This window comes from Occallatibacter sp. (genome assembly GCF_049510455.1).
GTDB lineage: Bacteria > Acidobacteriota > Terriglobia > Terriglobales > Acidobacteriaceae > Telmatobacter.
In genome coordinates, this window is the sequence record NZ_JBEKYX010000060.1 from 1 (window position 1) to 25,572 (window position 25,572).

Sequence of the window (25,572 nt, forward strand, 5' to 3'; positions counted from 1 at the left end):
ATAAACATCCGTGCCTCCTGCTACGCGCTCAACTTGCCAGCGCAAACTCCCGCGCTGACTCCAGCAGCTTCTTCACATTCTCCGGCGAGGTGGACTCGGTATAGATGCGCATCAATGGCTCCGTGCCGCTGGCGCGCAACAGAATCCAGGTCTCCGCGGCATTCGGCTTCGTTGCGGCTTCGGGATTGTCGAGATAAAACTTCACCCCATCCAGCGTCTCCTGCCGCAGAATCTTCATCCCCGCAAAACCAACATCGCCCGTCTTAAGCGCCTTCGCTCGCGCAATCGCACCATTCTTGATCTCGTCGGGAATACGCAGATCGATGCGCCCATAATGATGTTCGCCGTACTCAGCCTGCAGATCCGCCACAAGCTGCCCCAGCGTCTTGCCTTCCTCGGCCATCACATTTGCCAGCAGCAGCGCATTCAGCAGGCCGTCGCGCTCCGGCAAGTGCCTCTGAAAGCCAATGCCGCCCGACTCCTCGCCGCCCATCACAATCTCGCGCTCCAACATCAGGTCGCAGACGTACTTAAAACCAATCCCATGCTCGATCAGCTCACGCCCATACTTCGCAGCAATCCGGTCCAGCATCTTCGTCGTATTGAAAGCGCGCGTCACCGCTCCCGGCCAGCCCTTGCGTTTCAGCACCCAGCTCAGCAGCACGGAAAAAATCTTATGCGGGTCCACAAAATTCCCATGCTCATCCGTCGCGCCAATGCGGTCCGCGTCGCCGTCCGTGCATAGTCCCGCCTGGCAACCGTGCGCCACCACCGCTTCACCCAGTGCGCGAATATGCGGCTCTATAGGCTCCGGATTGATCCCCGGAAATAGCGGGTTCGCCTCGCCGCGAATCTGCACATGCTCCACACCGATCCGCGTAAATATCTCTGAGAGGATCGTTCCGCCAGCGCCATACATCGAGTCCACAGCGAACTTCATACCACTCTTTGCAATCAGTCCCAGATCGGCGAAGTTCTCAATCGCCGTCAGATAATCCGGCAAAAAATTCACTTCCGTAATCGGAGCAGGCATAGCGGCCTTCGCCACCGGCGTCCCGAGAAAGCTCTCGATCTCCGCAATGATGGAAGGCTTACCTGAGCCGCCATACCAGGCTTTGTACTTTACGCCATTCCACTGCGCCGGGTTGTGTGAAGAAGTAATCATGATGCCGCCCGCAGCCTTGCGCCCACGCACGCCAAAGCTCAGCGCCGGTGTTGGTGTAATGCGATCCGCCAACAACACCGGGATCCCCGTGGCCGCCACTACTTCTGCACACGTCCGCGCAAAGGCTTTCGATCCAAAGCGCGTGTCATAACCAATGCACAGCCCCTTCGCCGGATCTTCTTTGGCATGGACATATGCGGCAACAGCCTCCGCCGCTGTGCGGACATTCGCAAAGGTAAAGTCGTCAGCAATAATGCCACGCCAGCCGTCGGTGCCGAACTTGATTTGGGGATGAGGCATCAGGATTTATTTCTCTCCGTGTCTCTAATCTTGTAAAAGCAGCATACAGTTTGATGCAGTTTTATCCCGCAACAGAGGCGTTATCCCGGAGGCCAAGCAAGTCCGCGTCCACCCAGCAGATGTAAATGAAGATGCCCCACCGTCTGCCCGCCATCGGAACCGGTATTGGCCACCACGCGATACCCCGCATCAAGCTCCTTATCGCGCGCAATCTCCGCTGCCACAACCATCAGATGCCCCAGCATCGCCGCGTCCGCATGCCCCGTCTGCGCCAGCGAGGCAATGTGTACGCGCGGCACAATGAGAATATGCACCGGTGCCTGCGGGTGAATGTCCGCAAAGGCATAGCACTGCTCATCCTGGTACACAGCCGTGCTCGGAATGCTTCCTTCGATAATCTGGCAAAAGAGGCAGCTCATTGTGGTCAGTTTACAGCAGCGTCGCGCTCAACTCGTGTGATCCAGAATGATCTTCCACCCTGTTGGCCCCTTGCGCCACACCAGCGAGAAGATGCCGTCATCCTTCTTTGCTTCACCCTTGGCCGTGCGTTCCAGGTGAAACTTCCCCGTCACCAGCGCCAGCTCAGCTTTGCCGCATGCGCCCGGCAGCAGCCGTATGTCCAGATCGGTAAAGCTCAGCTTTCCCATCTGCTCCGGGGTAGTGTAGTTCTGCTTATATCGCTCCAGAATCGGCTTGTAGCCTTTGCGCAGAGTCATACCAATGAATGTCGTGTCCGGCGAATCCTCATAGCTTTGCATGAACGCATCCACATCCGCGCGATTCCACGCATCGGCCTGCGCTTTAATGGCCTCGCGGATGCTCGATTCAGCTTTGGCAGTCTCCGCGGCTGAAGGATTTGCGGCGGGCGTGGTTTGCGCGCTCAGAATTGTGCAGCACGACCCCAAAAGTACAACAGCAAGCAGAGCTGATTTCATAAGATGGTCCTCCATCAGGGAAAGTCGCTTTCAGCTTACAATGATTCACGGTCTCTGCATTCAATCATTCAGGATTTATATGGAGTTTTCTGAGTTCAAGCTGCGCCTTGCCACATCATCCGACATTCCCGCCTTGCATGCGCTCATTGAGGCCTCTGTGCATGGCCTGCATGCCAAGGACTACACGCCATCACAGATCGAAGGCGCGCTCGGCACCGTGCTCGGCATCGACACGCAGCTCATCACCGATCAGACCTACTTCATCGCTGAGCTTTCGAAAGAAAATCGAATTGCAGCCTGCGGCGGATGGTCAAAGCGTAAAACCCTCTTCGGCGCAGACCGCGGCCCGGGGCGCGAACCGGAGTTGCTCAACCCCGCAACTGACGCAGCCAAAGTCCGCGCCATCTTTGTTCACCCAGACTTCGCCCGTCGCGGTCTCGGCTCACTCATTCTCGCAACAGTAGAAAAAGCCGCCCGCGCTGCGGGCTTTCATCACTTCGAGATGGGCTCCACCCTCACCGGCATCCCGCTCTACACGCTCAAAGGCTACGTCGAAGTCGAACGCATCAAAGTCCCGCTATGGAATGGCGATGCGCTACCCATCGTGAAGATGGTCAAGAGCGCTTAACGATCCGCTTGCTAAGGAAATTCAAGCCGAATGTCGATCCGTTGTGGGCTGGAACTCGGAAGGTCTGCGATATACAACATCCCTTCCGGTGTATCAGACCACCAAGGCGCGTTAACCGATAGCCAATGTTTGAGCACGGTGAGGCTGTAGCGTTTCCCTTCCATTCCCGAAGTCCATGTAGCAAGCAATCGTTTCGATGCGTCCGGGCGCGGTTCTCGCCCTTGCAAAATCAAGCTTCCGAAATTAGAGGGTCGACCTTCATCTACATCAACTGTCAAAACTATTGTGTGACCGGCCTCGTCGATCTGCGGTGTGGGGATGGCCCCAAAGCGAACATAGCCATCTTCGACATAGAGATTCTTTACCCGTTCAAGCCCACGGCTTATAGCCGTCGCGCTAAATAAACCACCCTGCTCTATGTGAAACTGCTCTCGAAGCAATGCCGGGGTAAATACCGAAACATGTGCAAAATGAATTTCCGATAGCCGATATTGCGCGCCCGCAGAAACATGAAGGGTCACATCAGCGCTCCAGGCTTTATCAATATTGCCAACGCCGGTTAGTAACGGGTCCTCGACAACAGCATTGTAGTAGCCGTCGTCGCGCAGAACCTGTCGGACTTTCTCAGCGAACTCCTGTGGACGATAGCCGCGGCCTTCATACGCAGTAATGATCTGCTTCCGTCTGGCTTCCGGAAGATCAGAGGAGAGAATCATCAGTTTATGAATCACCACCGAGGTGTTCGGTGGAAGAGACATGTCCTGATGAGCCTGAAGCTGCGCCTGTGTTCGAGCTTCGGCGGCAAACGCGATAAGAAGTAGCAGAGCAATGCGGCTCAGCGCGCTCGACGGGGTTTGGCTGATTACATGCATGAATCTCCCCGGTCTATGGACGAGCGATCGCACGGAAGGTCTGAGCCTATTCCATCCCCCCAAACGGATCCTCAATCGACGGACTCTGCGGCGTCAGCAACTCCGCGCCATTCTCCGTCACCAGCAGATCATCCTCCAGCCGAACGCCAAACTCGCCTTTGATGTACACACCCGGCTCATCACTCAGGGTCATGTGCGCCTTCAGTTTCGGCGCAAGGTCCCACCCATACATATCGTTCTTCACAAAATACGGCCACTCATGCATGTCCATGCCGATGCCATGCCCCACGCGATGCGTAAAGTACGCGAACGCCGGTCCATAGCCGCCATCCACAATCACCTTGCGCGCCGCAGCATCCACATCGCCCGTCACCACGCCCGGCCGAGCCGTCTTCAACGCCGCCGTCTGTGCCGCCTTCACAAGATCAAATACCTTCTTCATCTTGTCGGTCGCCTTGCCCAGCACAAAGGTCCGCGTAATATCGGACGTATAGCCCTCCACCATGCAGCCGTCATCGAGCATCAAAATCGATCCGTCCTTCAGCGTCTGCGGCTTGGGCGAGCCATGCGGCACCGCCGTAAACTCATCGATATTCAGTGACGCCTCGCCCACAAAACCAACTTGCCGGTATCCCAGCTGCACCAGCTTCTCCACATCCGCATTCGTCATACCTGGACGCACGGACTTTGCCACGGCTCGATACACCAGCAGTGTCGCCTTGCAGGCCAGCCGCATGCACTCAATCTCATGCGCATCCTTGATCATGCGGCAGCCCGCGGTTACTGGTGTCGCAGAAACCATCGTCAAATGCGGGTTCGCAGCGCGGATCGAATCCGAAAAAACAAACTTCGTATTCTCATCAACACCCAATGTTCCCGTAGCAATCCCACGGTCGCGCAGCCCTTTGCCCACCAGCACAAAAGGGCTCTCGTCTTCCTGCCACGTCAGCACATCGGCATTTTTACCAAACGGCCCCGCTTCCAGAATCTCCCTCGCGCGGCCCTCTTCAAACGCCGGAACCACCAGAAACGGCTTCGCCTTTGCAGGAATCACCAGCGCCCACAGCCGCTCGCTGCCGTAAAGCCGCAGATCCGCAAAGTAAACAGACGAAGTTCCACCCGTCAGCACAATTGCATCGATCTTGTTTGCCGCCATCAATGATTTTGCGCGATCAATCCGTGCCAACCGCTCCGCATTGGTGAATGGGCGCGACTGGCCGGCGAGCTTTGGGAGGCTCTGTATCTCAGGCCATGATTGGGAACTCGATTGTGCTGCGCCGGATTCGGCGTGGGCAATCGCGAGCGGTGCTGCAGATGCGGCAACGGCGGCTCCGGCAGTGGTCGAGAGAAAACGGCGGCGTGAGAAAGACATAGTTCTCCTGAAAAGGGAAGACGATATAGAGTTTACAGAATAATGCCAGGGTCTTCGATGATCTCGATGTAGTCCAGAGCCGCCGGGTCGCCTTCATCCGGCACACCCTCGATGGTGATCGTATCGCCTGGCTTCAAATCCATTCCTGGCGATGTAAACCGCACCGAATTATCCCCATGCAGCCGTGGCGTGGGCAACTGAGCATCGGCCTTCCAGCTCACCAGCGGCTGGCCATTATGCAGGATGGTGAAATGCGCCACTCCGCCAGCGAGATCGAAGTACTGAGCGGCCAAGTAGTAAGTTCCTGCTGCTCCAGTCCACGTCCACTCCGCTGTGCAGCCGCTTTCTACAGCGCATGTTACCGCCTTGCCGCGCGAAGCATCCTCCCACGGCTTCACATCCACCACCGTATAGCCTGTCAGCTTCGCCTCCTCCGCCTCCAGCCGTCCCGGAAACTTCCCTGCACGGCCATGCTCATCGGGGATGCCGCTCAGCTTGAGAAAGTACTGCACAATCGCATCGCGCCATACAATCGCATGCCCAGCCTGATAGTCGAGTCGCGCCGCCATATCGTGGTTTAGCCCGTCGTCAATCTTTCCTCTCAGCGTCGCCCACTCGCGCCCCAGTTCGGCCGCTTCTTCCGCGCCCTGGTAGTGGCTGTCATAGATGTACTGAATAACCGTCTTCCCGCTGTGCAGCTTGTAGGTATAGGGCACGTGATGAAAGAAGAGCAAGAGCTCATCCGGCGTCGTCGCGGCGTTCTCATACATCTTCGCAACCTCCGGCGGATACTGCCCCGCAAATCCCGTGCCTGTCGCCATGCTGCGATCCATGCCCACGCCTTGCGCATCTGCGCGGTGCCACTGGCCCCAGCCGTTGTTCTCGCTAGCCTCGATATTCGGGCCGTAGTGCGAGCCCGTAATATCCGTCAATGTCTGCATGCCCAGCGGCCCGGTGTAATGCTCATACGCAGGCCAGCTCCGCATCAGCATCTTCGGCACAGTGCTCACCACAACCCGATCATTATTGATCGTCTGCCGAGTCCATTCTTCAGCAATCAGGGCCGGCTTCAGATTCGGATTCCACGCCAGCCGCCCAAAGGCATACAGGTTTGCCATCGCCAGCGGCGACCCAAGCCACTGCTGCCCAATACCGGAAACGCCCACCATGCCACCAATAGGCCGATGGAAACTCTCGCCCGCAAGAATCTCCTTCACCGGCGTCGAGCGAGCCTGACCCGACGAATCCTGGGCCCGCATGTCAAAGTCGAGAACCTGCTTCCACATCGGCGCTAAATACACCATGTGCCGCTGCTGCCCCGTGTACTCCTGCGTGATCTGCACCTCCATCGTCTGGCTTGTCTGCGTCAACCCTGCAAACAGCGGCGAAACCGGCTCTCGTGTTTGAAAGTCAATTGGCCCTTCCTTGGTCTGTACGATTACGTTCGCAGCAAACTTCCCATCCAGCGGATGAAAGATGTCATACGCAGCCCGCGCACGATCCGCCTTCGGGTCCTTCCAGTCCAGGTGATGGTTATAAACAAACGCGCGATACATCACCACGCCGCCATGCGGAGCCAATGCATTCGCCAGCAGATTCGCCGCATCGGCTGGTGTGCGTCCATAGCTCGCCGGTCCCGGCTGCCCTTCGCTATCCGCCTTCACGGTAAATCCCGCAAAGTCCGGAATCAGCTTGTAAATCTCATCTATCTTCGCCTTCCACCACGCAATCACCGCCGAGTCCAGCGGATCGTAGGTCGTCAGGCCGCCGATCTTCTGCGGGCTGGCAATATCCACGCTCAGCGCCACCCGCACGCCCCACGGCCGCATCGTATCGGCAATGCGCTTTATTCCACCAAGCATCTCCGGCTGCAGAAACGGGGCAGCATTGTTCACATTGTTGACATTGCATCCATTGATCCCGACGGAAGCCAGCAACTGCGCGTACTCGCTGACCTGGCCCAGGTCCTCGCGCACATGGCCCGCATCGAAAAAGATGCTCCGCCCTGCATAACCGCGCTCAATCGAACCGTCCGCGTTGTTCCACTCATCCACCCAGCGAATTGCCATCACCGGCGTCTCATGAATGCCGCCGGCAGGAATATCGTTCCCTGTCGCGAACGTTCGCAGCAGCGCAAACGCGCCGTAAAGCAGCCCCTGCTCAGTGGGAGAAGTAATAAAGATCGCGTCGGAGCCTGGCTGCGTACCGCGATAGACGGAGAAGCCCTGGTTCGCAGGCGCCCACGCAGCAGACGCACTCCACTCAGGGCTCCGCTTCAGATCATTGTGAATCGCAATTTTGCCTTGCGGCGCATTGGGGCTGCGATCCGGAAACGCCTTCCGCATCTCGACATCCGTTCCCACCACAATGCCATGAATCTGCGGCCCCTGCTCAACAGGCGCGCTCAGCTTCAGCCCATGAGCCAGCACCTCAGCCGCTTTGCTCTCCACGTCTCCATTGCCCAGCGGAATAATGTGGCCAGGGATGTGTACGCCCTGCGGCAATGGGTTGGGTTTCAGCCAAGCCCTCGCCGCGTTCTCATCAGCCATCTGAGCGCCCGCAGCTGATGACGCTGCCAGGGCCAGAAAAACTCCCCAATAAATCGCTTTTCTCATCGCAGAAGAATTCTAGTCCAGCGCTCCCGGCTGCACCGAATCGGAATACTCAATCAAAATAAAAAGGCCGCGCACGGCGCGCGGCCTTTCTTCCATCCGTTCGATATTAGTTGGAAGCTGGATTCACCGTCAGCACAAACTGCGTTGGGTGCGTTATCGCTGTGACGCCGTTGCTCGACTGAGCCGTCACAAGCATCTGGAAGGTCCCCGCCGGCGTAGGCAGGTTAACGTTCGGCCCGTGATTGTAGAAGTCGTACAGCGGCGAGCAAGCCGACATGCCCAGCGAAGTTCCCATGCCCACCAGCGCAATCAGCATCAGCCGTGCCCAGCCGCGCTTGCGCGCTCCAAAGGCCAACCCCATCAACCCCGCCGCGCCGGGTAGCAGAATCGCCAGCGCCATGCCATTGCTGCGCTTTGCTGAAGCTCCACGCGTTCCGGTAGTCTGCGTGGCAATCACCATATCGCTCGTCACCGCCGCCGTCGTATTCGGCAGAATCTGCACATTCTGCGGCGTAAACGTACATGAGGATTGGTCCGGAAAACCTGAGCAGGAAAGCGTCACAAACATCGGCCCGGTCAGTGCGCTCGCATCTACCGGCGTCAGCGACACAACCACGTTTCCGTTCTGTCCCGCCGTGAGTGTCATTGCAGCCGGGTTCACCGCCACCTGGAAATCCGGCGTTCCGGTAGCGTCTGCCGTCACCTGCGCGGTCGCAGAGCTCGATCCAGCATGAGCCACATCGCCTGAATAGACGGCGCGCAGCGTATGCGTGCCCGCGGCCATATCCAGCGTAATCTCAGCCTGCCCCGAGGCATTCAACACCGCGGCGGCAAGCGGCTTGCCGCCGTCCTCCAGCGTCACCGTGCCCGCGGCTGCCTTACCGTCCTCTCCCGTCACGGAGACAGAAAAGACCCCCTGCGTGAGATTGCTCCCATTGCGGCTCGCGATACGAGTGTGGGCCTCAAGACTCGTCTGTGTGATGGGGGAATCCGTCGCGGTCACCACCTCAGCGGACAAAGATCGTCCGCCGGGAACCCCGGCCAGCGCCACGGTCCCCGTAACGCTCAATGCCCCCGCCAACATAAGCCGCAGACCGCGGCCAATCATACCTCTCACGTGTGCCTGCTCCAGCATTCTCAAAAAAATCTCACTTATTTCTGCTTACCAGCCGAATGAAACCATTGTATCGGACTGCCTGCGGTGCGGCGAACCCTATCTCCGGCAATTACAGCTTACGGATAAGCATTGGACGTATCAGCACGCAATCCGGAAGTATCTTGATGCCTTATCCCTTGTCCCTTATCCCCGCATTTCCGGTACACTAGCAACTGGCAGGAGGACCGGGCGGTCGCTGCCGGAGACCGAGCGCAAGCGAGGTAGCCGGGGGAGGAAAGTCCGAACTCCGCAGGGCAGTGTGCCGGATAACGTCCGGGACGCGGGCGTCAAGGCCCGTGGACGGCCAGTGCCACAGAGAAGATACCGCCTGAGTGGCCTCGCGGCCAGTCCGGTAAGGGTGAAAAGGTGCGGTAAGAGCGCACCGCTGTCACGGTAACGGGGCAGGCAGGGTAAACCCCACACGGAGCAAGACCAAATAGGGAGGAAAGCGCGCTAAAAGAGCCACGGCGCGCTCCGCATCGGCCCGATGCGGCAAGGCGGTTCGAGCCATTGCCGAAACCTCCGGGTAGGTCGCTGATGAGCGTAAGCGGTAACGCTTCGCCTAGAGGAATGACCGCATAAACAGAATTCGGCTTACGAGTCCTCTTGCTGTTGATGATCGGCCCCGCTCAGGTAATCCCTGACGGGGCCGAGCCATTTTGCAGCGCTTAAACTAATTTGGCCCCGGCCATCTTTTCCAGAACCGCCACGGGAGCCGACTCCGGCGTCACCATCGCTGCCGGGTCCACCAGGAACGTCTGCTCCAGCGCATATTGTCCGGCAAGCACGGCATGCGGCACCGTTTCCGTGTACACCATCCAGCTTGAACCCGGCGCGAAGCGCACTTCCTCGCGCACGCATTCAGCCTGAAAAGCCGCATCTTCCTTCATGGTGTTGTGCAACTGCATCATGAACTCGTCATACGGAGTCCGCTTCCATTGGGGAACAGCTTTATCCAGCCCCACCGCCTGCGCAATCTGTTTTCCAGCACGCGCCAAACCACTATCCGGCTGCGGAACCGCAATTTTTCCCGGCGCAAACTGTCCGACAACTTTTGCAAATGGCTCGCCCGTCACCCAATCCCGTGTCCGCGTGGGATGAATGTTGTGAAAGAAGCGCAGAATCCGCCAGCCCTTTGTGGGCCGCGTCGGGAACGCATCTGTGTGCAGCAGATCATTTCGCTTCCGCACACTCAGATCGCGCCCATGCTCCTCAATGGGCCGGTAGCTCGCGTAATCGAGAGTCCATCTGTGCTGGTACGGCGCCAGAAATCGCGTTAAAAACTCTTCCACGCTTGCCGAATAGCGCCGCATGATCGCGTGCAGCTCGCGCACAGCCTCCGGGGGCGAAGTCTTCTCATCCACGCCGGTCAGCTCGTCGCGGTTCGGCTTGTACGCAATGTTTTTATGCAACCGGCTATCGGTCTGCTCGCCCGTGAGCAGCGTCTTCAGGTCGCCTTCCGGGATCGGCACCGGCGTCTGGGGAAAGTACACAATCTGTCCGGCCTCAAGCGCCGCGCACCACTTTTGAATCTGGGCGCGAATCGGCTCTCCGCCATTGCCGGCCGCCAGCGCTCGATCGAGCTCATCCCGGGAAATCGAATAGACAGGCATCCACTCGCCTCTACTTTATGAACTTGGCTCGAACCCAGAGCGTCAGGAAGAATGGCAGAGCCAGCGCGAGCACCACCATCGCCGCAGGAAAGCCCACATCGCGGTAGCTCATCGCAAAATCCACTCCTGGGTGTCCTGCCATCCGCCACGCCAGCAGCGAAAAGATCGCCACCATCGTCGTCACGCAAAAGGTAATGATCGCCGAAGCAAACGAGAGCAGCAGACTGCTGAAGAGGCCAAAGCCCTTCAGCGGAAATCCAAAAATCCTGCCGCCGCCGTTTTGGCCACCGCCCGGTTGCCGAAATTCTGTCTGTTGTATCGCCGTCATAGGGTCACTCATCTAGAATACAAGTTCTGTATGACATCGAGCGCTCAGATTGAATTGTGGCAGGCGGAGAAGGTGGCCTTGCAGGCCAACGTCTCGACCGCTGCGAATGGCATCCGCTACACGTCGTGGGGAGAAACGCGTCTCCCGGAATCGGATCTCGAACGCCTTGTCAGCGCCGTTCCGGCCTCCATGTCCGACGCGCTCGCACGCCGCACCTACTACTTTGTGCCGCTCGCTATCGCAGACACAGGCGAGACCCTCATCGCTCCCGGTTACACAGTCGATCTCGGCGACCGCGCCGTCTGCCATCGCAACGCCAGCTTAGGAACAACAGACGCTGTCTTTCTCTCAACGCGTCTCGTCGAAGACCGCTTTGGCCTCGCCTTCGAGTTCTTTATCAACGTTGCGCACAACTTCGTCGACGCCGCCGGCGTTCCCGCCAGCTTCGGCGATCTTGTCTGGTCGCAGGCCGAGGCCCAGGTCCGCGGAGAAACCAGTGTGGACGCCTGGGAATCCCGCCGCCGCGCGCTGAACTCTGGACTCGCCTCAAGGCTCGCCGACGGCGATCACCAGCGCGCCCATGACAGCAAGCCGATGACAGACGAGCAGGCCCGCATCCAGTATGCCGAGGCAACATTTTCAGACGCGCTTGCCATCTACATGCTTGCTCTCACAGTCGACTTCGACTACCACGACTTGCGCGAGCGCGAGTACCCGCTCCTTGCAGCGCCGGCCCTTGCGGAGCGGCTCCGCCACATCGCTAATCTCTTCCCCGCCAACCCCGGCTACGAGTTCCAGATACTCTACCGCCGCAAAGGTTAGCCAGCAAAATAAAAGCGGTTGCCGGAGTTACCGGCAGCCGCTTTACTTTTTTACTTTGCGCGTGGCAATCCGAGGCTTTAGTGCGCTACAACCACCATGGAAACCACTCCGGTGGATGACCCGGCCAGCACGAAATTGCCGTCTACGCGACGCCATTCATAACCACTCGGTGGCTGGCGCAGCTTGTACTGTTTCCAGTTGTCGATGTGGTCTCCACGGCCCCAGTCCTCCTGCTTCATGTGAGATCCCTTCTTCCACTCAGCATGGTGAACATAATGACTGTTGTCGGGGTGATCCTGGGCCATAACTGCCTGGGTTCCCATAAGAGCAATTCCCAGCAACGGAATAGCGGCAAGTTTTTGAATACGATGCATAGATTCTGATTCTCCTGTAAGTAATCTACGTACTTCCATCGCCATTAGATTCTCAGAATTGTGTCTGTGTTGCCCTGTGGAATCTCATGCGGAAATCTGCCTGCTCTTTAACTTATGCGTAAACGCATGTAGGTAAAAGCAGATAAGTTCTTTTCGGCGTCGCGCAAAAAAATCCCAGCACCTTTGCGGCGCTGGGATTTCTATTCAGCCTCAAATTACTGCTACTGCATCGCCGCCGCAATAATGATCGAGGAAATAATTCCCGTCGCCACCGCAGCCAGCACAAAGTTCCCGTCGATATACCGCCACTCGTACCCGTATGGCGGTTGAACCAGGTGATAGTGGTGCCAATCGTTGATCACCATGCCCCTACGCCAGTAATCAGGCGGCAAGCGGTATCCTCTCCGCCATTGGTCATGGCGAACGTAAGGCCCGCCTCCTCCCGGAGGTCTGGGCGGACGCCACTGATGCGGTGGAGGCGCGGGAGGCCGCGGCCCAGGACGTGACGGCCGTCCGGGAGGGCGCGATGGCCCAGGTCTCGGCGGATTAGGCGGCCTATTCGGCGGGCGGTTCGGCCCCTGAGCAGGCGGTCTGCCTGGCTGCGCCGGAGGTCTGACCGGCCGCCCAGGCGGTTTCGATGAATTCGGCGGCCGGTTTGGTCCCTGAGACGGCGGACGCGACGGTTTGTTCGGTCGCTGGGAAGGCGTAGGCGTGCCAGGCTTGTTAGGCGGCGGCCCTTGTGCGATCCCCATGCTGCCAGCCATCATCGTGGCCAGCAGCGACCGGGCGAGCATTTTGCGTGCGAACCCCATAGATTCCCTCACATATTGCCGGAACCATAGTAGTTTGGATTCCCCCCTGCCGCAAATAATTATTCTTTTGCTTCACCCAGCACCAGCCTGACCGTCATCTGCTTCCGTCCGCGCACCACCGTGACGCTCACCGTGTCGCCGGCCTGATGCTTGTCCATCATCGCGTTGATGTCCTGCGGGTCCGTCACCTGCTGGCCGTCAATCGCCACAATCAGATCGCCGCCAGTCATAATCGGCTGATTCCCCAGGTAACGCTGCTGCGTTCCGCCATGCAGTCCGGCCTTCTCCGCCCCGCCGCCCGGAACCACCCGCTGAATCAGCACACCGTAATCCGCTGAAAGATCCATCGCCTGCGCCAGATCCGGCCCAATCGGGTAACCACCCTGTATACCCACTGCGGGCCGCTTGACATGCCCATACCGCGTCAGATCCGCCAGCACCGCCTTCGCCGTGTTGATTGGAATCGCAAACCCGATGCCGGAGCTCTGCTCCGCGCCATTGGAAGCAATCATCGTATTAATTCCAATCACCTCGCCACGCGAGTTCAACAGCGGTCCGCCCGAGTTGCCCGGATTGATCGCCGCATCCGTCTGGATGGCATCCTCAATCGGGCCGCCTTCACCGCCGCGCACGCTCCGGATCGAGCTGATGATTCCGCGCGTCATCGTTCCGCTCAACCCGAAGGGATTGCCGATGGCATACACCTTCTGCCCCACCGCCAGATCAGTTGAATCGGCCAGCGTCACCGGCTGCAAGTTCGGCGCATTGATCTGCAACAGCGCCAGATCGTGCGTGCGGTCCGAACCGACGACCGTCGCCGAATACTTGTGCTTGTTGCTCAACTGCACCTCAATACCGCGGTTCGCCTGCTCCACCACGTGATAGTTGGTCAGCACGTGCCCCGCGCGATCGAGAACAAAGCCCGACCCCTGCCCCTGCTGCGGCACCGCGCCGTAAAAAAAATTAAAGGTCAGGCTCGTCGCCGTAATGTTCACCACGCTCGGCAGCACCCGCTTGTAAATAGCGATATTGTTCTGCTCTTCGGAGTCATACTCCGGCGCGGCGTGCGCCTCAGTCAGCTCCAGCGGCGATTTGCCGCCGCTCGTCTTCAGCAGTCCCAGCGAGCGCAGATCGCCCGCGACATGCGCCGTCACATACCAGAAGCCGCCTACAAGCAGCAGGATCAACAAAATCCGGCGCAATCTCATCCCTCGTACCTCAAAACGGTCGTTTGTAACTTCATCTAAATTGTAATGAACCCCAAATTTTCTGCAATCACTCGCCCGCAAGCCGGCTCTCAGCCTTCAGCAGTTCCCACACTTCTGCCACCCGCATCTCAAGCGCCGCTTTATCGCCCGCATTCTCAATCACAAAATCCGCTCGCGCAGCCTTTTCCGCATCCGGAATCTGCCGGCTCATCCGCTCCCGCGCATCGGTTACCGCTCTCTCGCGGCAGACATCCTCTTTGCCGATGCACACGCGCTCCACATAGCGATCAATCCTGACCGCATCCGGCGCGGTGACCACAATCACGCGGTCAAAGCGATTGCGCCAGTCGCTCAGTACGCTTTCGCTCTCGCCTCGCGCACGCGCATCGCGCTCCACCTCAAAGATGAGCGCCGATTCCACCACCGCAACTGCATGAGGATCATTCGCAAAGACCCTTTGCATCCACTCGCGCTGCGCGGCAATCACTGCGGGATGCACAATCGTATTCAGCTCGTGGATGCGTCCGCCGTGAAAGGCGAGCTCCGCGAGCTTGGCGCGATTAAGTTTTCCGCTATCAGCGGCAACAACCTGCAGGCCAAAGACGCGGACAATTTCGTTGTAAACCGCCTGTCCCGGCTCCATGAGGACGCGGCCCATCTCATCGGCTTCAATCACATGCGCGCCAAGCTTAAGCAGCATCGCCGCAATCGTACTCTTGCCGCTGCCAAGCCCGCCGGTCAGACCCACGCGAAGCATCAGAGTACGCGCCTCGGCAAATTCCGTCTCATCCGCGCAGCCCGCACGGTGTTCGACATCAGCATCGCAATCGTCAGCAGCCCCACGCCGCCCGGAACCGGTGTATATGCGCCCGACACCTCAAATGCCGCCGGATGCACATCGCCGATCACCACGCTTCCGCGCTTGGCAAATGCAGCCTCACGCTTCGCATTCCCCGCAAAGAACTTCTCGAACTCCGACCGGTCGGTGACGCGATTGATGCCCACATCGATAATCGTCGCACCGGGCTTCACCATCTCCGGCGTAACGAACCCGGGCCGGCCAATCGCCGCAACAAGAATGTCCGCCTCACGCGTGACTGCGCCCAGGTCGCGCGTCTTTGAGTGGCAAATCGTCACCGTCGCATTCTCATGCAGCAGCAGCATCGCCGCCGGCTTGCCGACAATATCGCTTCGGCCCACCACCACGGCATTCGCGCCCGCGATCGGAATTCCACTACGCTTCAGAATCTCAATCACTCCCGCAGGCGTGCACGGAGCCAGCGCTGGACGCCCCGCCTGCAGCCGTCCAGCATTCACGGGATGAAAGCCATCCACATCCTTCGCTGGATCAACCGCATCCAGCAGCACCTTCACATCCACCTGCTTAGGCAGTGGAAGCTGTACAAGAATCCCATCGATATCGTCCCGGGAATTCAGCGCCGCAATCAGGTCCAGCATCTCTTCTGTCGTCACCGTCTCGGGCGGTGTAATCAGATCGCTATATAACCCCAGTTCCTCGCAAGCCTGCACCTTGCTGCGAACATAGATCTCCGAAGCCGGCACATGGCCCACCAGCACCGCCGCCAATCCCGGACGCACTCCATGCAGTGCAAGTTCCTTTACTTCTTCCGCAACTTCCTGCTTGATCTGAGCCGCAATCGGGGCTCCATCGAGAATCTTTGGCATTGTTCAGACTCCAGCACTCATCCTAAATTGCCGTATGAACTTTGATCTGGGAGCAGATTGTTCTCACCCGCCTAGAAGCGCACCGGGCGCAACTCTGCTACACTCAGAAAAGCGCGTCGAAGGGCCTTGTGGCACATACCAGGAGCCGCGATTCTGAGGCAGCGCATCTGCAAAACAAGTTCGGGGAGTGGCTCAGCCTGGTAGAGCACCTGGTTCGGGACCAGGGGGTCGGAGGTTCGAATCCTCTCTCCCCGACCATTCATCTAGCGGATCTGAGACTGTCCGCAAATCTTTAAATTTTCATGCGCTCCGGACGAGGTCGCTCCGCGTCTCGTCCTTATCCTTTTGCTGAAGCCGCACACGGACATTCGGCTTCTTTCCTTGTAGCCTGACGTATGGGTTATATTGCCCTTTTGCGGAGCGCTGTGATTGGCGTGGATGCAGGGCTGGCGGAGAAAAGGTTGTGGATGCGCAAAGCCTGGGAAGACCTATTATCGCTTATGGTTCAGGGCGGCACTGGAAACGGCGCATGGAAACCTGGCTGGATAGCCTGCCATCGAAACTCTCAAGGGTGTGTTCTTTTTTCAGCAGACATCAGAGGGCGCGCAACAGGCAATCCTGGAATTCAAGACAATAGAAAATCGATTTCACGCCGGGCTTAACGTGAAATCAGGCGCTGCAATTGAATAGCGAGTTCTCAAGAACAGAATAGCCATCTTTCCGCGGCTCCTGTGAGTGAGTAAAGGCTAAATTTTTTATTAATTTTTTAATAAAATGGCCCATTATGACCCACCGGAACAACTGAGGAACTAGTTTCTTCATCCGTCACATTTCGTGTTGGTTTTTGATTATATATGTCTATAATTGCGTTATGAAAACAACACAGCGAGTCGGAGTTATCGTATAAAGGATATACTGATCCGCAATTGACAAAAAATCCAAACTTTAGTGACGTATTGGGAAATGAAGTTGCATTGCGTCATCATTACTGGTATCTCTTTTTTTGTTGCATTTCTGCAAGTACGGTTTAAGACGAATGTTTCAACGATTTTTACGGGCCATGTGGGATGAAAGAACCTTCTCATCGTTCTGCGAAGCAAGGAAAGGCGTAAGAGCAACATCGTGTTGGCAAGATAAACGGCAATCTGAAGTATGGCTCACCGGGTTCTTGTTTTGTGTGTAGCAACCGATGAAATAAGAAAGCAGAACGTCCGAGGAAGCAAGGTTCATTTATTAAGGAGAGTTTGTGGCCACTGATCTTTCTTCCATGCATGTACGCATGCTTTTATCAGAGGAAGGCAAGACCTATGCGGCATGGCAATTGCCGGAACCGGTATATATACAGCACCCGGATGTTCCATGGGAGTCTTGGCGCTATCGTTACGCTAAACGAGCTGTCGATGTTCTCGGCGCGTCCGTAATGCTCACGTTTTGCGCACTCCCGTTGGTAGGAATTGCAGCCGGGGTACGTCTCTCCTCAAAAGGACCGGTTTTTTATCGGGAAGAACGCATTGGCCGCGGAGGCCGCCGTTTTCGGATCTGGAAATTTCGCTCCATGCGCGCGAAGGACTCGGCGAATATGGCCTGCGACGTGGATGGTAAGGATAGCCAATGGCGCCTTTCCAAGGGCAAGTCCGGCCCAACTGACCCTCGAATCACGCGTTTTGGCAGTTTTCTGCGTAAGTGGAGCCTCGACGAGCTGCCGCAGCTCATCAATGTGCTGCGAGGTGAAATGTCGCTGGTGGGACCGCGACCCGTTATTCAATCTGAAACCGGCTTCTACCGCGACCTGCTCCCGTTTTATCTAGCGGCAACGCCGGGGCTGTCGGGACTGTGGCAGGTTTCCGGACGCAGCAAGCTTGATTACGAAAAGCGAATCAAGCTGGATGCGTTCTATATGCAGACGTGGAGTCTGACTACGGACTTCTATCTGCTCGCGCGCACCGTATCCGCCGTATTGAGTCAGGCAGGCGCCTGTTGATCCGCATTCATGCGTGATATTGCGACCCGCATGGCGCATGCAAAACTAAAAGACCTCCCGAGACGGGAGGTCTTTTTTCGTGATGATTTGCAATCCTTATAGAACATTGATGGCAGCGGCGCCCAGCGCAAGCTGGGAGAAGACTTGCGTCCAGTCCATAAAGCTACGCAATTTGGTCATACGCAGCGTCTTATCCGGCACAACGATAGTATCCCCAGGGTTCAACTGCAGTTGATCAAATGTGCTCGCACTCAGCGCGCCAAAGGTCTTCCTCACCGTGGGCCAACTGACCACCGAGCCGTCGGCGCGGATGATGAAGCTGTAATGCGAATCCGCGTTGCGGTTCGGTCCCCCGGCAAGCCGCAGATAATGACCTACGGTCTGGCGTTCCTGATAGACAAATGAGTTCTGGTTGTAAACCGCGCCCACTATATTGATGGTCGCCGGAGCAGCAGGCACAGTAAACCGGTCGCCATTCTCCAGCGCCAATGCAGGAACATCATCGATAGTCTGGTTGGCCGCCTTGAACTGCAGCACAATTCTGCCCGTCGCATGAATCTGGCTGAGACGCCCAATCAACTCTTGCGTCACCTCCCGCGAGGCCGCTACATCCAGAGAATTGGATGCGCCGCTGCCCGCAACAGCAAGCTGCTGCGTCCCGCGATTCGACTCCGTACTGACCGTCTGCACGTATTCATCCAGGCGCTGCTGCTGCAGCTTGCGCGTCGACTCGCGATCGAACTCCGAGCCGTAGAGATAGGCATTCTTGGTCAGACCTCCGGCGCGGCGGGCTACATCGCGCAGTGTTTCACCAGGCCTCACGCTGTAAATGCCCGAGTGAACGAATTCGCCTTCAAGTTCTACATACTTGGTCTGCTCATCCAGAGGAACCTGAATGTCGCTTTGCGAGAAAATGGTGACCGTATCCCCCGGTTCGAGAGCCAGGTTCTGAGTCGCATCATGGTCCAGCACGAGCTTGCCCAGATCGAAGGGAACCAGGCTCGTTCTCATCGTATTGGGATCGCTGCGTTCAACCACTGCGTAGTCCCAATTGATCTCCTGCGGTGTCAGCCGTACGGTATTCCGCCTGATTGTGACTTCCTCTCCGGGCGTGAGTCCGCGGGAGGTCTGCGCGGCAACAGACCCGGAGCCGCTCATCGATCCCTGCCTGGCGCTGCCTGGCTGCTGACTGCTCTGCAGGTCATCCTGCAAAACTCCCTGCGGATAGTTCTGCGGAGAACTCTGTTGGTAATTCTGCTGGTAGGCCTGCTGCTGGAAATTTTGCGGATAATTCTGAGAATTACCCTGCAACCCGTACAGACCGTACAGTGGATTGATGCCATACTGCAGACTTTGTACTCTTCCAGTCGAATCCCGCAACGGGATGGGCTCCGTTCCTGTCGGGCTCCGCTGAGTAGAAATGAACGGCTCAAACTCCGGTGCAGGCAGGCCTAGAAGGCTCCGCTGCCACCAGTACTCACGGCTCAGCAGCGAAGCCCGGTCGGGAATCAGGTCACTCAAATGCATCCCCTCATGCCATCCGAAGCGTCCAGGATTAGCGACGTTGCCGCGCAGTATGACTGTCTTCTGATACGCAGGCACGATGGGGTAGATGCGAATAATATCCCCCTCCGCCAGCGGAGTTGAGAGACCAGCCGCATCGAAACTTGCCTCCATCGCCTGGCGGTATTGGTGGTTGTCCACACGTTCAATGGAGATGCGCGCCTGAGAAGCGGTGGTGCTGACCTTCCCTGCTGCCTCAATCAATGCGCCCAGCGTATCTCCCTCGCGAAGCTCATAAATGGCGGGCGCGCGGATACTACCCGTGATTGCCACCTGAGGTCCCGCCGGAGGAACGTAGAGCACATCCTCTGGCAGAAGCCGCATATCCTGCGATTTATCGCCGTGAACCAGCAGCGCATATAGGTCGAAGTCCGCTACCGTCTTTCCGGCGCGCTTTAATTCAATATGGCGCAGCGATCCTTGCGGAGCAGGTCCGCCGCTGGCAAACAGTGCGTCCACCAGCGTACTGACTGCGCTGATGGTATAAACGCCGGGGCGTCTAGCCACGCCCGTCACATACACCTGCATCTGGCGAATGCGGCCAAGATCAACCGAGAGATCAAAGTTGCGGAAGGTTTTACTCACCGCCTGGCGCAGATGCAGATCGAGAGCCGAGAAAGGCTGCCCGGCCACGTGTACCTGCCCCACCTGAGGCAAATAGATATTCCCGGAGCGGTCCACTAAAAGGTTGCCCGTGTAACTGATCTGCCCCCAGATGCGCACACGCAGCTCATCGTCCGGTTCAATAACGTATTCCGGAGTGGCAGGCGCCAGGTCATTCGGAGAAAACGTTGTGGGAACGTTGCGAAACAGGTTGGCGCCATAAACAGGAAGCATCTGGCCTGTGGTAGCCGCCACAAAACGCTGAAACTCTGTAGGCTGATCCGGCGGCAACTGTTGCGCCAGCCGGTTGCGGTATGCCTGCTGTCCAAGGAGATTTCCCTGTCCTGCGCTCTCCTGCCCCGGAAAACCTAGCGTTTGCGGGCCCTGCGTGCCGGTCGGCTGACCTCGTAATTGCTGCTGCTCATTCGGTTGCTGATTCCCCTGCTGACTTTGAGCGCAGCTACCGTTGGCAATATCCGCCGGGTCAGTGCAGTCTGAGGATGAGTAAGGCGACTGCCCGTCTGACGGATAGCCATTCGGAGTGGAATTCTGCGAAAACGATGCGGGTAAGCCGATAAGCGGCAAAAGCGCTGCAAGTACATACAAATGCGGCTTTTTCAACATAAATATATCCTAATGCCCTATTGTGGGATTCCGACTGTCCTTCGCGGATGTATGCCTTTTTAAGGGTATTTTCTCAGGAAAAACCACCCTGCACACATGCGGATCGGCCCCGGTTGCTCGTATTCCGCAATAAGCCTTATTTAAGATAACGGCTTCGTGCAGCTAGCGCCAGATGCCTGATGCCACTTTGGGATGGATGGGCTCATAGCTTGCAATAGCAGAATCGGGCACTTTGCTATGAGCAGCAGGCAGTTGCGGCCCTGATAAGATGCTTATAGAAGCGAGTAGCATGCCGATAGCAAGCTGCGGCACTCATTCGCCTGGGCCCTATGCTCGAAGACGCGAAAAAGGGATGACCTACACGACGGGAATGAATAGAAGTGCTACAAACGAGCCTGTTCTGGTTACCGGCGGCGCAGGTTTCATCGGATCCAACTTCGTCTTGCAGTGGGTGCGGGCGGGCGGCGCAGTCATCAATCTCGATCTTGAGACCTACGCCGGCAACCCGGCGAATCTGAATGAGCTGAACGGCAATCCTCGCCATCTTCTCGTCCGCGGAGATATTTGCGACGCCGCGCTTGTCCGGTCCCTGCTTACCCAGCACCAGCCGCGCGCCGTGATTCATTTCGCCGCGGAAAGCCACGTGGACCGCTCCATCGTCTCGCCCGGCGAGTTTATCCGTACGAATGTTCAGGGAACCTTCACGCTACTGGAGGAGACCAAAGCATACTGGCAAGCACTGGACGAAGACCGGCGCAATCAATTTCGCTTCCTGCATGTCTCCACGGACGAAGTATACGGCTCTCTTGCGCCCGACGATCCTGCTTTCAGTGAAACCACTCCCTACGCGCCGAACAGCCCTTATGCCGCCTCAAAGGCTTCTTCAGACCATTTGGTTCGCGCCTACTTTCACACCTACGGCCTGCCCGCGCTTACGACCAACTGCTCCAATAATTACGGTCCGCTGCAATTCCCGGAGAAACTGATTCCGCTTGTGATTCTGCATGCGCTTGAGGGCAAGCCGCTGCCGGTTTACGGGGATGGCGCTAACGTGCGTGACTGGCTCTTTGTTGGCGACCATTGCTCGGCGATTCGCACGGTGCTTGAGCACGGCAGGCTGGGTGAGACCTATAACGTTGGAGGCAACAGTGAACGCAAAAATATCGAGGTGGTGCGCACCATCTGCGCGTTGCTCGATGAACTGCATCCCGCAGCCAGGAAGCACGAGGAATTAATCACCTTTGTAAAGGACCGGCCCGGACATGATCGACGCTACGCCATCAATGCCGAAAAAATTCGTAGCGAACTAGGCTGGCAGCCTTCCGTTAGCTTTGAACAGGGCCTGCGTCAAACCGTCGAGTGGTATCTTGCCAATCGCGCATGGGTTGAAAATATCCGCACCGGGGCATATCGGGAGTGGATTCAGCGTAACTACGAAAAGAGAGAAGGGAAATGAAAGGCATCATCCTCGCCGGCGGCTCCGGGTCGCGTCTCTACCCGGTCACGCATGTGGTATCCAAGCAGCTTTTGCCGGTCTACGACAAGCCGATGATTTATTACCCTCTCACCACGCTCATGCTTGCGGGGATTCGAGAGATTCTCATCATCTCCACTCCGGAAGACACAGGACGCTTTGCGCAGTTGTTAGGAAACGGATCTCAGTGGGGCCTGAGCCTGAGCTATGCCGTGCAGCCAAATCCCGATGGCCTGGCGCAGGCATTCGTCATCGGCAAGGATTTCATCGCCAACGACACGTGTGCGCTTGTGCTTGGCGACAACATCTTCTACGGTCAGTTCTTCTCCTCGCAGCTTAAAAATGCGGCCGCCATTCAAGACGGTGCCACGGTATTTGCGTATCGCGTGCAGGATCCTGAGCGCTATGGCGTCATCGAATTCGACACAAACGGCCAGGCTGTCAGCATTGAGGAAAAGCCTGAGCATCCCAAGTCGCACTACGCCGTCACAGGCCTCTACTTTTACGATCATCGAGTCGTCGAGATGGCTTCAACGCTCCGGCCTTCAGTGCGCGGAGAGCTTGAGATCACCGACCTTAACCGTCTCTATCTTGAAGCCGGCAAGCTCAGCGTGCAGGTCATGGGCCGCGGCATGGCCTGGCTCGATACCGGCACGCATGACTCGCTCTTTGAAGCAGCGCTCTATGTACAGGCCATTCAGCACAGGCAGGGGCTCAAGATCGCCTGCCCGGAAGAGATCGCCTACCGGCTCGGTTATATCGGCGCAGAAGATCTGAAGCGCCTTGCACACCCCATACGCAAAAATAATTATGGCCAATACCTGCTCTCGCTTTGCGATGAGATTTACCCCGCGGCGGAGGATAGCGGATTATGAAGATGGTCGAAACCGAGTTGCCTGGCGTTTGGCTTATTACACCGAATATCTTCAGCGATAATCGCGGATCCTTTCATGAAACATGGAACCTGAAGCGTTTTGAAGACAATGGCCTGCCCACTCACTGGGTGCAGGATAATTTCTCCGTTTCCAACCGCAACGTAATTCGCGGCATTCACTATCAGACCATTCAGCCGCAGGCCAAACTGGTGCGCGTAACGCAAGGCGCCGTTCTGGATATTGCCGTCGATCTTCGCCGCAGCTCGCCATTTTTCGGCCGTCATGTCACTTTGGAGTTAAGCGCGGAAAACGGCCATATAGCCTATATTCCGATCGGCTTCGGACATGGTTTTGCTGCCCTCACAGAAACCGCGGGCTTCGCCTACAAAGTGACCGATTACTATTGCCCGCAAGGTGAACGCACAATCGTCTGGAACGATCCCCAGTTGGGTATTCCGTGGCCGGTCTCAGACAAGGATGCCATCGTCTCCGCCAAAGATCAGTTGGGCAACGCGCTCTCCGATGCCGAGATTTTTCCATGAGCGGACCGCGCATCCTGCTGCTGGGCGCAAATGGTCAGCTTGGCCATGAACTCGCGGCCAGCTTCGCCGGCGCAGGAGAGCTCGTTGCACAGGATCGCAGCGCTACCGATCTAACCTCAGAAGAGCAACTGCGTGCCGCCATCCGTACTACAGATCCGGATCTGATTCTGAATGCCGCGGCCTATACTGCTGTCGATCGCGCCGAATCCGAACCAGAACTCGCATACGCTATCAACGCGCACGCTCCGCGCATTCTGGCTGAAGAAGCTGCGCACCGCAATATCCTTCTGGTGCATTACTCCACGGATTATGTTTTTGACGGCTCAAACGCCGGCCCATGGTCCGAGGAAGATGCGCCCCATCCGCTCAATGTCTATGGCGCATCCAAGCTCGCCGGTGAAGAAGCCATTCGCCAGGCCGGCGGCAAACATCTCATCTTTCGCACCAGCTGGGTCTATGCGCCGCACGGCCGCAATTTCCTGCTCACCATGCTTCGTCTCGGGCAGGAGCGCGACCGCCTGAGCATTGTCAATGATCAGATCGGTTCGCCTACGACCGCGAAAGCGCTCGCCCAGGCAACGCGCTCTATCGTGGATGGTATATTGGCATCGCAGTTCGGAGCGGCTGATCAGTGGTCTGGTCTGTATCACATGAGCTGTGCGGGCCAAACTTCCTGGCACGGCTTTGCAGAGGCCATCTTCGCCCGCGCTGAAGAGTTGGCTCTACTCCAACGGGCAAAACCGCAGGTTCTTCCCATTCCGTCTTCGGAATATCCCACCCCCGCGCAGCGCCCGCACAATTCAGTTCTCTCGAATCGCAAATTGCAGCAGGCATTCGAAGTTCGGTTGCCGGACTGGCAATCTGCGTTGCAGGCAACGCTGTTCAGTATGCAAGATAAAGACAGCTCTACTGCAAGCCTGTAAGTCGTTGAGGATCGTTACAACATTCAATACGAATGGAGATCATTCTCATGCAGAGGATTCGCAAAGCCTCCTTTCTCTTTCTTCTCGTGCTTTCTCCAGCACTCTTTGCTCAGGCGCCACAGGCACTCGCGCTGCATGGAGATTACGAGTTCACTCACGATCCCTCCATCGCACGTGAAGGTGGCACCTACTATGTTTTTGCCACAGGGCATGCCACCGGCGGTGGCCAGTTCGCCGTTCGCACGATCTCACCGAATGGAAGCTGTGCGGCCATATCTTCAATGAGATTCCGGAGTGGATTCGCAAGGCCAGTCCACAGACAAAGGAGCTATGGGCGCCTGACGTCTCCTACTTCGACGGAAAATTCCATCTCTACTACGCCTATTCAGCCTTCGGTGTGAACACTTCCGGCATCGCGCTGGCGACGAACGAGACCCTTGACTCATCAAGCCCGAAATATGCGTGGAAGGACGAGGGTCTGGTTTTGAAATCCACAGAAAGCGATGACTTCAATGCAATCGATCCCAACATCGTGCTCGATAGCAAAGGGCAGCCATGGCTGAGCCTTGGAAGTTTCTGGAGCGGAATCAAGATGCGGCGGATTGATGCTGCCACAGGGAAGCTCGATCCTGCCGACAGCACCATCTATTCACTGGCTTCTCGCGCGCGCCCCGCCAATTCTGAGCCTACCAAGCCCGGCCTACCTCCGAATTGGCAGGCCATCGAAGCGCCGTTCATTGTGCATCATGGACACTTCTATTACCTCTTTGTCTCCTTCGATCTCTGCTGCCGGGGAACCAAGAGTACCTATCGCACCATGGTCGGGCGCGCAAAAAAAGTCACTGGCCCGTATCTCGATGCGAACGGTACACCCTGCTTCAGGGTGGCGGAACGGAGTTGCTCAAGGCCAATGCCCGCTGGCTAGTACTACAGTTGTAGATAAGTGGTAGTCTGATGGTGCTCTGGGCGTGGTTCTCCAGCGTTGGCGATGGAGAGGCGATTATCCGGCTGGAAGCGTGAGTTGTTGCGGTCGCACGATCGCATAGCGGGGTTGTTTGGGCGCTCGGAAGCGCGTGAGCGCAGTCTGGCCTATCTTCAAGG

23 protein-coding genes, 1 tRNA gene and 1 other RNA gene are annotated in these 25,572 nt (G+C 57.4%); 10 read left to right on the plus strand and 15 right to left on the minus strand.

The genetic code is table 11. The features are described 5' to 3' along the window. Positions 1-28: 28 nt before the first annotated feature. The 3 genes from ABSG47_RS12595 to ABSG47_RS12605 all read right to left on the minus strand — a co-directional run bounded on the left by ABSG47_RS12595 (position 29) and on the right by ABSG47_RS12605 (position 2,400). Complete coding sequence (locus tag ABSG47_RS12595; RefSeq protein WP_424170042.1) at positions 29-1,465, minus strand: phosphoglucomutase/phosphomannomutase family protein; 1,437 nt, start codon at positions 1,463-1,465, stop codon at positions 29-31. An 80-nt stretch (positions 1,466-1,545) separates the two neighbouring features. After that, entirely contained in the window at positions 1,546-1,884 is a 339-nt protein-coding gene (locus ABSG47_RS12600; RefSeq protein WP_424170043.1) for a histidine triad nucleotide-binding protein, read from the minus strand. A 27-nt stretch (positions 1,885-1,911) separates the two neighbouring features. Then, positions 1,912-2,400: a YybH family protein gene (locus tag ABSG47_RS12605; RefSeq protein ID WP_424170044.1), complete on the minus strand. Its 489-nt coding sequence runs from the start codon at positions 2,398-2,400 to the stop codon at positions 1,912-1,914. A 79-nt stretch (positions 2,401-2,479) separates the two neighbouring features. On the opposite strand from ABSG47_RS12605, the gene ABSG47_RS12610 reads away from it, so the two are divergent. Next, a complete protein-coding gene (locus ABSG47_RS12610; RefSeq protein WP_424170045.1) occupies positions 2,480-3,028 on the plus strand; it encodes a GNAT family N-acetyltransferase in 549 nt (182 codons plus the stop codon). An 11-nt stretch (positions 3,029-3,039) separates the two neighbouring features. Here ABSG47_RS12610 and ABSG47_RS12615 read toward each other — a convergent pair whose 3' ends face one another. From ABSG47_RS12615 to ABSG47_RS12630, 4 genes are all read right to left on the minus strand, one after another. Further along, positions 3,040-3,900 (minus strand): POTRA domain-containing protein, encoded by an 861-nt coding sequence (locus tag ABSG47_RS12615; RefSeq protein WP_424170046.1) that lies wholly within the window; start codon positions 3,898-3,900, stop codon positions 3,040-3,042. 46 nt (positions 3,901-3,946) lie between these two features. Continuing rightward, positions 3,947-5,272 carry a M24 family metallopeptidase gene (locus ABSG47_RS12620; protein WP_424170047.1) on the minus strand — a complete coding sequence of 442 codons (1,326 nt, stop codon included), beginning with the start codon at positions 5,270-5,272 and terminating at the stop codon, positions 3,947-3,949. Between the two features lie 32 nt (positions 5,273-5,304). Beyond that, positions 5,305-7,821 (minus strand): alpha-glucuronidase family glycosyl hydrolase, encoded by a 2,517-nt coding sequence (locus ABSG47_RS12625; protein ID WP_424170048.1) that lies wholly within the window; start codon positions 7,819-7,821, stop codon positions 5,305-5,307. A gap of 172 nt (positions 7,822-7,993) precedes the next feature. Next, positions 7,994-8,995 (minus strand): Ig-like domain-containing protein, encoded by a 1,002-nt coding sequence (locus tag ABSG47_RS12630; protein ID WP_424170062.1) that lies wholly within the window; start codon positions 8,993-8,995, stop codon positions 7,994-7,996. Positions 8,996-9,220: 225 nt separating this feature from the next. On the opposite strand from ABSG47_RS12630, the gene rnpB reads away from it, so the two are divergent. Further along, positions 9,221-9,656: RNase P RNA component class A (rnpB, locus tag ABSG47_RS12635), an RNA gene on the plus strand. A 55-nt stretch (positions 9,657-9,711) separates the two neighbouring features. Here the strand turns inward: rnpB and ABSG47_RS12640 are convergent. Then, positions 9,712-10,656 carry a Kdo hydroxylase family protein gene (locus tag ABSG47_RS12640; RefSeq protein WP_424170049.1) on the minus strand — a complete coding sequence of 315 codons (945 nt, stop codon included), beginning with the start codon at positions 10,654-10,656 and terminating at the stop codon, positions 9,712-9,714. Between the two features lie 10 nt (positions 10,657-10,666). Continuing rightward, positions 10,667-10,984: a hypothetical protein gene (locus ABSG47_RS12645; RefSeq protein ID WP_424170050.1), complete on the minus strand. Its 318-nt coding sequence runs from the start codon at positions 10,982-10,984 to the stop codon at positions 10,667-10,669. Positions 10,985-11,014: 30 nt separating this feature from the next. On the opposite strand from ABSG47_RS12645, the gene ABSG47_RS12650 reads away from it, so the two are divergent. Next, on the plus strand, positions 11,015-11,806 hold the full coding sequence (locus tag ABSG47_RS12650) for a hypothetical protein (protein ID WP_424170051.1): 792 nt from the start codon (positions 11,015-11,017) through the stop codon (positions 11,804-11,806). A 77-nt stretch (positions 11,807-11,883) separates the two neighbouring features. Here the strand turns inward: ABSG47_RS12650 and ABSG47_RS12655 are convergent, their stop codons facing one another. From ABSG47_RS12655 to ABSG47_RS12675, 5 genes are all read right to left on the minus strand, one after another. Continuing rightward, positions 11,884-12,180 carry an RcnB family protein gene (locus ABSG47_RS12655; RefSeq protein ID WP_424170052.1) on the minus strand — a complete coding sequence of 99 codons (297 nt, stop codon included), beginning with the start codon at positions 12,178-12,180 and terminating at the stop codon, positions 11,884-11,886. 221 nt (positions 12,181-12,401) lie between these two features. Next, positions 12,402-12,992 carry an RcnB family protein gene (locus ABSG47_RS12660; RefSeq protein WP_424170053.1) on the minus strand — a complete coding sequence of 197 codons (591 nt, stop codon included), beginning with the start codon at positions 12,990-12,992 and terminating at the stop codon, positions 12,402-12,404. 59 nt (positions 12,993-13,051) lie between these two features. Beyond that, positions 13,052-14,200, minus strand: coding sequence for a S1C family serine protease (locus tag ABSG47_RS12665; RefSeq protein ID WP_424170054.1), 1,149 nt, complete (start codon positions 14,198-14,200; stop codon positions 13,052-13,054). A gap of 67 nt (positions 14,201-14,267) precedes the next feature. Continuing rightward, a complete protein-coding gene (coaE, locus tag ABSG47_RS12670; protein WP_424170055.1) occupies positions 14,268-14,957 on the minus strand; it encodes a dephospho-CoA kinase in 690 nt (229 codons plus the stop codon). Beyond that, a complete protein-coding gene (locus tag ABSG47_RS12675) occupies positions 14,957-15,886 on the minus strand; it encodes a bifunctional 5,10-methylenetetrahydrofolate dehydrogenase/5,10-methenyltetrahydrofolate cyclohydrolase (protein WP_424170056.1) in 930 nt (309 codons plus the stop codon). The genes coaE and ABSG47_RS12675 overlap by 1 nt, the downstream gene beginning before the upstream one ends. A gap of 181 nt (positions 15,887-16,067) precedes the next feature. Here ABSG47_RS12675 and ABSG47_RS12680 point away from each other — a divergent pair. Continuing rightward, positions 16,068-16,144: transfer RNA gene (locus ABSG47_RS12680), tRNA-Pro, on the plus strand. A gap of 1,021 nt (positions 16,145-17,165) precedes the next feature. Next, positions 17,166-17,867 (plus strand): sugar transferase, encoded by a 702-nt coding sequence (locus ABSG47_RS12685; protein ID WP_424170063.1) that lies wholly within the window; start codon positions 17,166-17,168, stop codon positions 17,865-17,867. Positions 17,868-17,963: 96 nt separating this feature from the next. Here the strand turns inward: ABSG47_RS12685 and ABSG47_RS12690 are convergent, their stop codons facing one another. Next, complete coding sequence (locus ABSG47_RS12690; RefSeq protein ID WP_424170057.1) at positions 17,964-20,657, minus strand: SLBB domain-containing protein; 2,694 nt, start codon at positions 20,655-20,657, stop codon at positions 17,964-17,966. Between the two features lie 352 nt (positions 20,658-21,009). Here ABSG47_RS12690 and rfbB point away from each other — a divergent pair, with 352 nt between their 5' ends. From rfbB to ABSG47_RS12715, 5 genes are all read left to right on the plus strand, one after another. Next, complete coding sequence (gene rfbB, locus ABSG47_RS12695; RefSeq protein WP_424170058.1) at positions 21,010-22,113, plus strand: dTDP-glucose 4,6-dehydratase; 1,104 nt, start codon at positions 21,010-21,012, stop codon at positions 22,111-22,113. Then, positions 22,110-23,006 carry a glucose-1-phosphate thymidylyltransferase RfbA gene (gene rfbA, locus ABSG47_RS12700; RefSeq protein WP_424170059.1) on the plus strand — a complete coding sequence of 299 codons (897 nt, stop codon included), beginning with the start codon at positions 22,110-22,112 and terminating at the stop codon, positions 23,004-23,006. The genes rfbB and rfbA overlap by 4 nt, the downstream gene beginning before the upstream one ends. Continuing rightward, positions 23,003-23,548 (plus strand): dTDP-4-dehydrorhamnose 3,5-epimerase, encoded by a 546-nt coding sequence (gene rfbC / locus ABSG47_RS12705; RefSeq protein WP_424170060.1) that lies wholly within the window; start codon positions 23,003-23,005, stop codon positions 23,546-23,548. Before rfbA ends, rfbC begins: the two co-directional genes overlap by 4 nt. After that, positions 23,545-24,471, plus strand: a complete 927-nt coding sequence (gene rfbD, locus ABSG47_RS12710; RefSeq protein WP_424170061.1) for a dTDP-4-dehydrorhamnose reductase — start codon at positions 23,545-23,547, stop codon at positions 24,469-24,471. Before rfbC ends, rfbD begins: the two co-directional genes overlap by 4 nt. A gap of 274 nt (positions 24,472-24,745) precedes the next feature. After that, the gene (locus ABSG47_RS12715) at positions 24,746-25,396 is read left to right on the plus strand and encodes an arabinan endo-1,5-alpha-L-arabinosidase (RefSeq protein WP_424170064.1); all 651 of its coding nucleotides are present in this window, start codon (positions 24,746-24,748) and stop codon (positions 25,394-25,396) included. Positions 25,397-25,572 lie beyond the last annotated feature (176 nt).

Coding starts and splice junctions, on each gene's coding strand:
- ABSG47_RS12595 (WP_424170042.1), bottom strand. CDS start 1,465: ATGCCTCATCCCCAAATCAAGTTCGGCACCGACGGCTGGCGTGGCATT.
- ABSG47_RS12685 (WP_424170063.1), top strand. CDS start 17,166: ATGCTTTTATCAGAGGAAGGCAAGACCTATGCGGCATGGCAATTGCCG.
- rfbC (WP_424170060.1), top strand. CDS start 23,003: ATGAAGATGGTCGAAACCGAGTTGCCTGGCGTTTGGCTTATTACACCG.
- ABSG47_RS12655 (WP_424170052.1), bottom strand. CDS start 12,180: ATGCATCGTATTCAAAAACTTGCCGCTATTCCGTTGCTGGGAATTGCT.
- ABSG47_RS12650 (WP_424170051.1), top strand. CDS start 11,015: ATGACATCGAGCGCTCAGATTGAATTGTGGCAGGCGGAGAAGGTGGCC.
- ABSG47_RS12660 (WP_424170053.1), bottom strand. CDS start 12,992: ATGGGGTTCGCACGCAAAATGCTCGCCCGGTCGCTGCTGGCCACGATG.
- ABSG47_RS12665 (WP_424170054.1), bottom strand. CDS start 14,200: ATGAGATTGCGCCGGATTTTGTTGATCCTGCTGCTTGTAGGCGGCTTC.
- ABSG47_RS12675 (WP_424170056.1), bottom strand. CDS start 15,886: ATGCCAAAGATTCTCGATGGAGCCCCGATTGCGGCTCAGATCAAGCAG.
- rfbD (WP_424170061.1), top strand. CDS start 23,545: ATGAGCGGACCGCGCATCCTGCTGCTGGGCGCAAATGGTCAGCTTGGC.
- ABSG47_RS12625 (WP_424170048.1), bottom strand. CDS start 7,821: ATGGCTGATGAGAACGCGGCGAGGGCTTGGCTGAAACCCAACCCATTG.
- ABSG47_RS12645 (WP_424170050.1), bottom strand. CDS start 10,984: ATGACGGCGATACAACAGACAGAATTTCGGCAACCGGGCGGTGGCCAA.
- ABSG47_RS12600 (WP_424170043.1), bottom strand. CDS start 1,884: ATGAGCTGCCTCTTTTGCCAGATTATCGAAGGAAGCATTCCGAGCACG.
- coaE (WP_424170055.1), bottom strand. CDS start 14,957: ATGCTTCGCGTGGGTCTGACCGGCGGGCTTGGCAGCGGCAAGAGTACG.
- ABSG47_RS12640 (WP_424170049.1), bottom strand. CDS start 10,656: ATGCCTGTCTATTCGATTTCCCGGGATGAGCTCGATCGAGCGCTGGCG.
- rfbA (WP_424170059.1), top strand. CDS start 22,110: ATGAAAGGCATCATCCTCGCCGGCGGCTCCGGGTCGCGTCTCTACCCG.
- ABSG47_RS12610 (WP_424170045.1), top strand. CDS start 2,480: ATGGAGTTTTCTGAGTTCAAGCTGCGCCTTGCCACATCATCCGACATT.
- rfbB (WP_424170058.1), top strand. CDS start 21,010: ATGACCTACACGACGGGAATGAATAGAAGTGCTACAAACGAGCCTGTT.
- ABSG47_RS12690 (WP_424170057.1), bottom strand. CDS start 20,657: ATGTTGAAAAAGCCGCATTTGTATGTACTTGCAGCGCTTTTGCCGCTT.
- ABSG47_RS12630 (WP_424170062.1), bottom strand. CDS start 8,995: ATGATTGGCCGCGGTCTGCGGCTTATGTTGGCGGGGGCATTGAGCGTT.
- ABSG47_RS12620 (WP_424170047.1), bottom strand. CDS start 5,272: ATGTCTTTCTCACGCCGCCGTTTTCTCTCGACCACTGCCGGAGCCGCC.
- ABSG47_RS12615 (WP_424170046.1), bottom strand. CDS start 3,900: ATGCATGTAATCAGCCAAACCCCGTCGAGCGCGCTGAGCCGCATTGCT.
- ABSG47_RS12605 (WP_424170044.1), bottom strand. CDS start 2,400: ATGAAATCAGCTCTGCTTGCTGTTGTACTTTTGGGGTCGTGCTGCACA.